The sequence below is a fragment of the Prevotella sp. TF12-30 genome (assembly GCF_003436715.1).
GTDB classification, from domain to species: domain Bacteria; phylum Bacteroidota; class Bacteroidia; order Bacteroidales; family Bacteroidaceae; genus Prevotella; species Prevotella copri_A.
The window spans coordinates 1-7,634 of record NZ_QSQJ01000066.1 but is presented as its reverse complement, the minus strand read 5'-3'; the positions used below and the strand labels follow the sequence as shown (position 1 = coordinate 7,634).

At 47.8% G+C, this 7,634-nt stretch carries 8 protein-coding genes, 1 tRNA gene and 1 pseudogene; 1 reads left to right on the top strand and 9 read right to left on the bottom strand.

Going from position 1 to position 7,634, the window contains the following annotated elements; genetic code table 11:
- Position 1: 1 nt before the first annotated feature.
- Positions 2 to 74: transfer RNA gene (locus DXD25_RS15495), tRNA-Lys, on the top strand.
- Positions 75 to 145: 71 nt separating this feature from the next.
- Here DXD25_RS15495 and DXD25_RS15490 read toward each other — a convergent pair.
- From DXD25_RS15490 to DXD25_RS15450, 9 genes and pseudogenes are all read right to left on the bottom strand, one after another.
- A complete protein-coding gene (locus tag DXD25_RS15490) occupies positions 146 to 706 on the bottom strand; it encodes a DUF5675 family protein (RefSeq protein WP_117664287.1) in 561 nt (186 codons plus the stop codon).
- Positions 707 to 742: 36 nt separating this feature from the next.
- Positions 743 to 3,190 carry a hypothetical protein gene (locus DXD25_RS15485; protein WP_117664286.1) on the bottom strand — a complete coding sequence of 816 codons (2,448 nt, stop codon included), beginning with the start codon at positions 3,188 to 3,190 and terminating at the stop codon, positions 743 to 745.
- A gap of 24 nt (positions 3,191 to 3,214) precedes the next feature.
- Positions 3,215 to 3,607, bottom strand: a complete 393-nt coding sequence (locus DXD25_RS15480) for a hypothetical protein (RefSeq protein WP_117664285.1) — start codon at positions 3,605 to 3,607, stop codon at positions 3,215 to 3,217.
- Positions 3,608 to 3,639: 32 nt separating this feature from the next.
- Positions 3,640 to 4,170: a hypothetical protein gene (locus tag DXD25_RS15475; RefSeq protein ID WP_117664284.1), complete on the bottom strand. Its 531-nt coding sequence runs from the start codon at positions 4,168 to 4,170 to the stop codon at positions 3,640 to 3,642.
- Between the two features lie 164 nt (positions 4,171 to 4,334).
- A complete protein-coding gene (locus tag DXD25_RS15470; RefSeq protein ID WP_117664283.1) occupies positions 4,335 to 4,757 on the bottom strand; it encodes a hypothetical protein in 423 nt (140 codons plus the stop codon).
- Entirely contained in the window at positions 4,733 to 4,894 is a 162-nt protein-coding gene (locus DXD25_RS16790) for a hypothetical protein (protein ID WP_153097475.1), read from the bottom strand. Before DXD25_RS16790 ends, DXD25_RS15470 begins: the two co-directional genes overlap by 25 nt.
- 294 nt (positions 4,895 to 5,188) lie before the next feature.
- Positions 5,189 to 6,061 carry an Rpn family recombination-promoting nuclease/putative transposase gene (locus DXD25_RS15465; protein WP_117664282.1) on the bottom strand — a complete coding sequence of 291 codons (873 nt, stop codon included), beginning with the start codon at positions 6,059 to 6,061 and terminating at the stop codon, positions 5,189 to 5,191.
- Positions 6,062 to 6,292: 231 nt separating this feature from the next.
- Complete coding sequence (locus DXD25_RS15455; protein WP_050796344.1) at positions 6,293 to 6,784, bottom strand: type II CAAX prenyl endopeptidase Rce1 family protein; 492 nt, start codon at positions 6,782 to 6,784, stop codon at positions 6,293 to 6,295.
- A gap of 266 nt (positions 6,785 to 7,050) precedes the next feature.
- A pseudogene (locus tag DXD25_RS15450) lies at positions 7,051 to 7,257 on the bottom strand (type IV secretion protein Rhs); the annotation flags it as partial.
- Positions 7,258 to 7,634: the final 377 nt, after the last annotated feature.

Genomic DNA, 7,634 nt, shown 5'->3' with positions numbered 1-7,634 from the left:
TGCACCCTTAGCTCAGTTGGTAGAGCAACTGACTCTTAATCAGTGGGTCTAGGGTTCGAATCCCTAAGGGTGTACAAAGGATGGCGTGTCATAAGTTTATGACGCGCCATTTTTTTTATGGTAAAAGTTATGCCACACTCCCTATCTATTGGATGGTAATCCAGATACTTTCGTCTCGGTCGCGAGCCGCTACCATGGCGTTGATGAGCCGCTGCAGCCAGATGCGGGAGTCCACCACCATGCCCTCGAACTTGTTCTCCCCAACGAGGATGCAGCCTTGCGTGTCGTCAGGATAATTGCCTGCATGAATGCGGATGCCCTCGAAATTCGGCACGCCCAACAGCAATGGCAGCCAACGCTTGAATCTTGGCGAATACGATATGACCACGGGATATGATCCCTCAGGAATGGCCGTATGGCCAGGTACCTTACGTGCCTTCACGCCGCTCTTGCGGCTATAGCGGGCATCCACTTCCTCTGGCTTTAGCTTGATACCCAACAGATTGCGCCATGTAGGCTCCATGGTATCGCAGAGATATGTGTCCTTGGACAGCAGCTGGCTGTCAAAGGTATGAACCAATCTTCTCTTGTCGTCTATCTTCTTACCAGGCAGCGAGTTACGACTTACGCTCGCATCGGTCAGCAGATAGAGTCTGCCTATGGTATAAGTTCCTCTTTTAGCTATACGCTTTAATACTATTTCCATTTTGTCTGAATATTAAGTGTTAAGTTTTTGAAACTGTTAAACGTTGAGACCTCTCAGGTCGAGTCCGTCGGAACGATATAATAGCTTCTTAAAACTGAATAACTGAATACTGAACACCTTTCCGCCCTGCTTTCCGTCAGCTCCGTCGGCATTTGCTCCCTTCGGAGAAATCTTCTCGATGTAATGGCGGTTCACCCAGTTTCTCAGCATCATCGCCGTGCCCTTCTTGCCGAACTCGTTCTGCTGACGCACCATCTCAGCCTGCGCATAGGTGAAGGTGTCAGGCAATTGCTGCAGCAGGTTGGCTGGTCCTCGCTTGCTCGATTTCTCTCCCACCTCATTAGCCTTGGCTATGCCTGCACCAAAGAAAATCATCTTGCACCACAGGTCGTAGCTCTCGCTCCATCTGATGAACTCTTCTATTTCGGGTTCCCATTTGCAGCCGTTCGCCACGTACAGCACACAAGCCTTGAGAAAGGCAATTACGTTGCCACGGAAGGAGAGATTCTCGAACACTCTGTTTTGCGACATACGCGAAAAGTCGGCGTTCTCTTCCTTCAACTTTTCTGCCAGGGCGAAAGCCTCAGCGCAGTCTATCCTACCCGATGCCTTGCACAGATTCTCTATGTACGGTTTGAGTGCCTCTCTGAAGGCATCGTCGTATTCGCCATATACAGGCATTTCGGCACCGATTTCCCGCTCCGGGATGGTACAGAAGTTGATGCGGCTGATAGGTCCGTCGGTAAGCACCTTCGAGAAATATCGCTGCCCCAGCTGGACGGTGGTCGATGCATTCCAGTTGAACCGGATGGTGATGCGCTCGGTGATGCTCGATGTGCCCACGCGGGTCTGGCCGTATGAGTTCCCCGGATCAAAGGCAAGGCACATGATCTTGAACTGCTGGTTGCCCTGCCCCTTGAGGGCGTCGAACTGGTCTATCTCGTTGAGCGATGTATAGAGGAAATGCCCCTGTGCCTCAGCCGTGCGCATCACGAATGCCGGGTTGGTCATATCGGCATCTATCTCCTGGATGATGAGGTTTTCCGGGCGCTTGCGCTTATCCTTGTTGGCGCCCTTGCGTGTCACTTCCTCCTTCCATTCCTTCTCCCGGTTCAGGTTCTCACGGTCGCGCTTTCTGATGTCCTCCATAATCATGTTGATAGGCATCTGCACACAGTTCTTGCCTGCGCCCGTACCCGCCAGCAGACAGCACATCAGGGTAGCCTCGTGCTCCACGTTGTCAATATACTTGAAGGTGGTCTTGCAGAGGTGTGTGGCAAGTGGCGGGAAGATGGCGTGAGCCACGGCAGACTTGTAGATGTCCGGGGTCTTCGATAGCAGCAGCTCCACGAGTTTTGGGAGATGTTCGGGCATCGGAGGCGGAGCGATTTTTTCATCTTCCGCATTGGAATCCGTGCCGTCCTCGGAACTCATGGAACTTGCGGATTGGCATGCCACGGCATCCTTCTGGGAGGACTTCTCAGCCTGGGCATTGATGCGGATCACGGCTTGCGACATCGGCTTCGAACTGTCGCCATATTTCGCATAGAAGTCGTGGATGAGCTGCTGGCAGTCACGTTCCTGCGAGAAGGCAGGCATCTTCTGCGCCACCACCGCCTTCAGTTCCTCTTCGGGCATCACTCTCGATGCGCCTGCGCTCATGATTGCCAGGAGCGATGAGTGGCGCGAGCCTTGGGAGTTGATATCTACGTCCTTCAGGCCAGCCGCATTGCGGAAGAGGTCGAAGGCTGCGAGGTTCTTGCCGGTTGCCACAGCGACAGCCTCCCGAGGAGTTCCAGCAGGGCTGAGATGAGCAGCATGAGCAGCATTGCTATCACAAGGTTGGGCAGGCTGAATAGCAGAAACAGCCACACCTTTGCCGTCGATGGTGAGCCCACGGTCCAGGTAGGCTTGTCTGCGCTTCTTCAGTTCTTCCTGTGGCAGCACCTCGTACCAATGGGGCGAGCGATAGATTTCCGACTCCTTGTCGGTGATGAAGAGCATGCGCTCAGGCGTGATGCAGCTCTCGTCGTAGGGCACGCCCAGCGCCTCGCAATAGGCTCGCTGCGTCTCCTCGATAGTCATGCCCACGGGCATGCGGATGTCGATGTGCAGCTTCTTGCGGGCAGAGTACTCCAGGTGCAGCAGGGCTCCCTTCCAGATGGTGTCGCTGCAGTTCAGTTCACGTGCCTTCTCTATCGCCTTGTCCACATATTTCTTATCGTCCACATCGATGGTGGTTTGGAAGAGGAAGCTTTCGGGCACAGCGTTCTTCTGCGAGCGTCTGTTGTCTCGAAACTGGTAGTAGTGAGCGCAGCGGAAAGGCAGCTGCTTCTTCAGTTCATCGTTACCCCCACGGATGGCAGCTACCAGGTCTGCCATCCAGGGATAAGCGATGGTCTTGTCATAGACCGAGAGTGGCTGGGAGCTTACGCTCCCCTTATTGCCATTCTTGTACGGATTATATGCTATAATATGTTCCATTTTTTTAAAATGTTGAATGATACATTACCCCTTGATGTCTGCCTCCTTGAATCCGGCAATCAGCTCCTTGTGCTCTGCCTTGAGGTAGCGCAGCATGTCCTGCTTGTCCAGGTCTCGGCTGAAGGTATAGTTCACCTGCACCGTGCGCTTGGTGGTGCGCACCACGGCGTGGTTGGTCTTGAAGATTTCCTCGAAGATCTTCTCGCCCGTATGCTCGTAAGGCTTGAAGTCGAACTCGTCGCCTCCCTTCTCGCCAGAGCATACCATTCTGCCCGGTATCACCTTAGGCTGTTCGCAGATAACCTCGGCATCGTTCCATGGCGCCTTGCGGAAGGCGATGGTACCGTTTTCCTCACTGATGATGGCTCCGTCCACCTTCTGGGCGTTGAGGAGCTGCTTCTTTGCTGCTTGTTTCATGATTGTAATAACTTGTTATAAGATTAATAATGTCAGTTGATTCTCGTACCGTTGATATACAGGCCGTCGGCAGCATATCGGATGTCCATCGGCTTTTCCAGAGGGTCATAAGAGACTCTTTTCATCATGACACATTCATAACGCCAGCATCTCTCCTTGTCCTCTATCACAGGCTGGATATAATCCTTGACCCACTTGTAAAACAACTTACGCTCAGGATCTTTCGAACAGCCTATCGTCATATCTTTCACCACCTGAGAATCTACGAATATCATATTTCTCCAAGCTAATCTACAATTTCGGTTCACCTTGTCAGCATGGCCAAAGAATTCACCGAAGAACAAACGTTGTTTAAAATCCTTCGGTACCTTTTTTGTTTGCTCTTCCACACACATTTCGACCACTTCCCCCTCCGTGTCGGCTAATACTGGGAACAATGTATCTCTGCCGATATCGGTGATGGGCACCACGTCCTCAATGCAAAAGAACAACCCTTCGTCGTTGTTCACCACTCTCAATCCGCCATACTGCGGATGATAAAACACATAAGCTTTTCCTAACATATCAATATATCATGTTAAAGGGTTGGGCTGCGAGATATTCGCCAGATTTCAGTTTCAGGAACGGTACCGGATTCCTATAAACAAAAAACGCCCGCAACCAGACTTTACTTGTCTGATTACGGGTGCAAAGATACGGAGATATTTTTATACTTACCTAGTACGTACTATGTACGCGTACTAGTACTATCGTTCAGTAAAGGGGTTATTTCATCCAGGAATTTCATCGTCTTCTTCTGCTCCATTCCTCTATTATAAGCAGCTCTCAGGGCATTGGGAGTAATATTCCAGAGGTCAGAGAACACTTTCCACATCTCATTGATACCCAGCGTTATGGATATCTGATAGGCAAGGACCGCAGACTCAGAGTTGGACAGTCCCATAGGGTAGAAGTTCTCATCGAGCAACCCATGTTTCTGCAGATTTTTCAAGACTGCCAGTCCCCTCTCTCCCTTCAGTTCATCCGACATACGTGCCGCAGGATCGTCATCGTTCTTCTTTTTGGCGATACCATTCACATAGTAATTCTCCACATACTCTATATAGCAGGCATTGCCCGTAACGTTTATGGTTCTTCCTTCTCCAAGCATGGCTTCTCCTCCTTAAAATCGTTGTTCATATACTCAATATACTTGCTGTTGCCATTCAATTGAATGACCACGCAAACAAGGCTGAATCGCCCATACTTCAGAATCAAGCGCACGAGCTTGATGATAAATCTACCCATAATTCTAAATTGATGATGGTTAGTAAATTAAGTTCTTTGTCGCTCGTTCCTTAGTAGAGGACGTCAGAATTTGTTTGCGCTAACATATTTTTGCTGGAACAAGCAAATGCCAGGAGTGCTATAAGGGAATACACCCTTAGGGGACAGTTGGTCTCCGATTTTATCAGATACTATTTTCTTTTATCAGTATTTATTTTATAGATTAGTAATTAGCCCCAAAATGAGTTCGCTAACACATAGCGAGGCGGAAAATCTCACTTATATTTTTCTTTCATCTCATATAGCATGGCAAGCCTAGAGTTTCATCTGCTTGATTTCCTCTGCCGTCAGCCCCGTCATATCCATGACCATTGCTTCATCCATACCCTGTGTCAGCATCTTTCTGGCAATCTCAAGGCTTCTCTGGTTCATGCCTTTCTCTATACCTTTCTCTATGCCTTTCTCTATGCCTTTCTGGTAGCTGTCATCAATGAGGGTTCTTTCAACGCTTACGGAATCCCAGAACTTGTCGTAGGCCCAGAGTTCGGCATCTGTGAAACCGGAAATCTCCAGTTCTTCTACGGCTTTTCCTATCTCCGGGTCATTAAGCAGGTCGGCTGGTACTTCCTTCGTATTGGAATTGATTTCCGTCAGGAAACGGAGCCACAGCACCATCATGCGCTTGTCGGCGATGGAATGAGGTGTGAACTTGGGAAGTTCTATGAAGGTGAAATGCAAGCCTTCAATGACCTTATTGCTGTCCTTATCGTGCACGATGCGGTAGTTGTGGATGAAATCCGGAGTATCATGCGCAAAGATGTCATTTATCAGGTTGAGAGAATACACGGGTTGGAGTTCGCTGTATTTTCCTCCCTTTTTAGCCTGACTCACATAGAGCTTGGATGCATTGAACAATACTCGCTGCTGGAAGGCATCAGACCATTCCATCTGCATCTCCACGCAGAACTTCCTGCCTCTGACGTCGGTGCAGAGTACATCCACTATGGTATTCTTGCCCCCTTCGAGCTGGGGCACAAGTTCTGTTGGCAGATACTTTATCTCGTGTATCTGCTCCTCTTCGCTGAGTGGCAGGAGGGCATTCAGAAGACTAATCAGTCTTGCGGGATGATTGCCGAATATCTTCTTGAACGTGAGGTCTGCCTTAGGATCTAAGTACTTCATATCCATCTGTTTTAAAATCTACCCCACAAAGTTACGATTTCTTTTTGAAACTGCCAAGGATTTCGGGAGAAAGTTTTGAAAAAAGTTATTTTTGGATCAAATAACAAAGGACGCTTACTGGCGATGCGCCTTAATACTATATAATTCAAGCGTATTTCCACTATCATCTCCTTGCGCATATGATATATGATTCTTGTAATCATAAAGTATTCCTTTCTTTTTGTCCCAAGCATTACATTATCTCCAGCAAATCTTGACTTTTGGCCCATACCAAATGTAGAGCCACAGCATGATGGTGATGACGAGACAAACGATTGACGACCAATGGCTTGGGTCGGAGAGGCATTTGAAATAAAAATTGAACAGACCATGGAAGCAGGCCACCAGTATAAGAGAATGCGTATCACGGATAAGCTTGTCAAGACCAAAAGAAGCAAGGAACAACAAGGCAAAGAAGCCCACATCCCCTATTTGCCATGCTCTGCAATGCCAAAAGAACCAAAGCAAAGTGGTGAGCAGCAGTCGGTGAATGATTTTGCAACCAATTAGTTCGCTATAAAGGTATCCCCGCCAGCCCACCTCTTCGAAGAAGGCATAGAGCAGATATACAAACAATAACCACAAACAGAGTCCAATCTCCTTGTAATCAACAATGCCAAACAGAACAAAAGGCACCGCCAATGTGAGGATGCTCTTGGTGACCGATGTACCAAAAAGAGATGTCTTCATTTTTCTTCGAAGCGCCAAGATAACGACAATCGCGCCTATGAGTGGACTCAAGCCACCTACGAAATCCCACAATTTGACGTGGGATGGGTCTATGGTCTCAAAGCGGGTTGAGACGACTCTTATTAATACCGCCAGAACATAGAAAAGCATGATGCTCCATGTCCGCTTCTGTTTTAATATGGATGATATCTTCATTTAGATGGGAAATTTTGTTCAAAGTTATATTATTTTTTCTTAAATCGAGCGAAATGTATGGGATTTATAGAGTTGGTGATGTAACTACTGCTACCCAAATGGTCTGGATGGTAGTAGAACTGCATCTTCTCGTATACGTCGCCCTCTTGGAAGTTATTCTTTGCAGCTCTCGACAAAGCTCGTGCCTGCGCAGCCTCCAAGCTGCCGTCATTGCAGCAGAAGCCCTTGCCATCGACATAATCGTTGTTGTCCTCGCCATTGTACGGCACTGCAAAGGTTGTCTCCTTTTTTCTATTTTATCTGTCATATTTATATTCATTTTTCCAAAATCACAAATTGTGACTTTGAACATTCCCATATTTAACAGCATTCAAAGGTAGTGCTTTTAGCCTTTAAGCCACTATTGCACAACCCCATTTTGAAAAGAACGTAAAATTAATAGTTTTATTGCTGTGATTGTGTGTTTTTAATCGCTTAACTCGTTGCACCGTACTCACGCTCCTTCCACTTAACTTTTGCCACATCCCGAATGGAATACCCCTTGCGGAGTAAACTAATTAGTGCCTAAAGGTGTTCAGTATTCAGTATTCAGTTTTTTTCGGGATAGTTACTCTTTCTGTTGTTACAAATTATAAGTAATTATTTTATATTATAT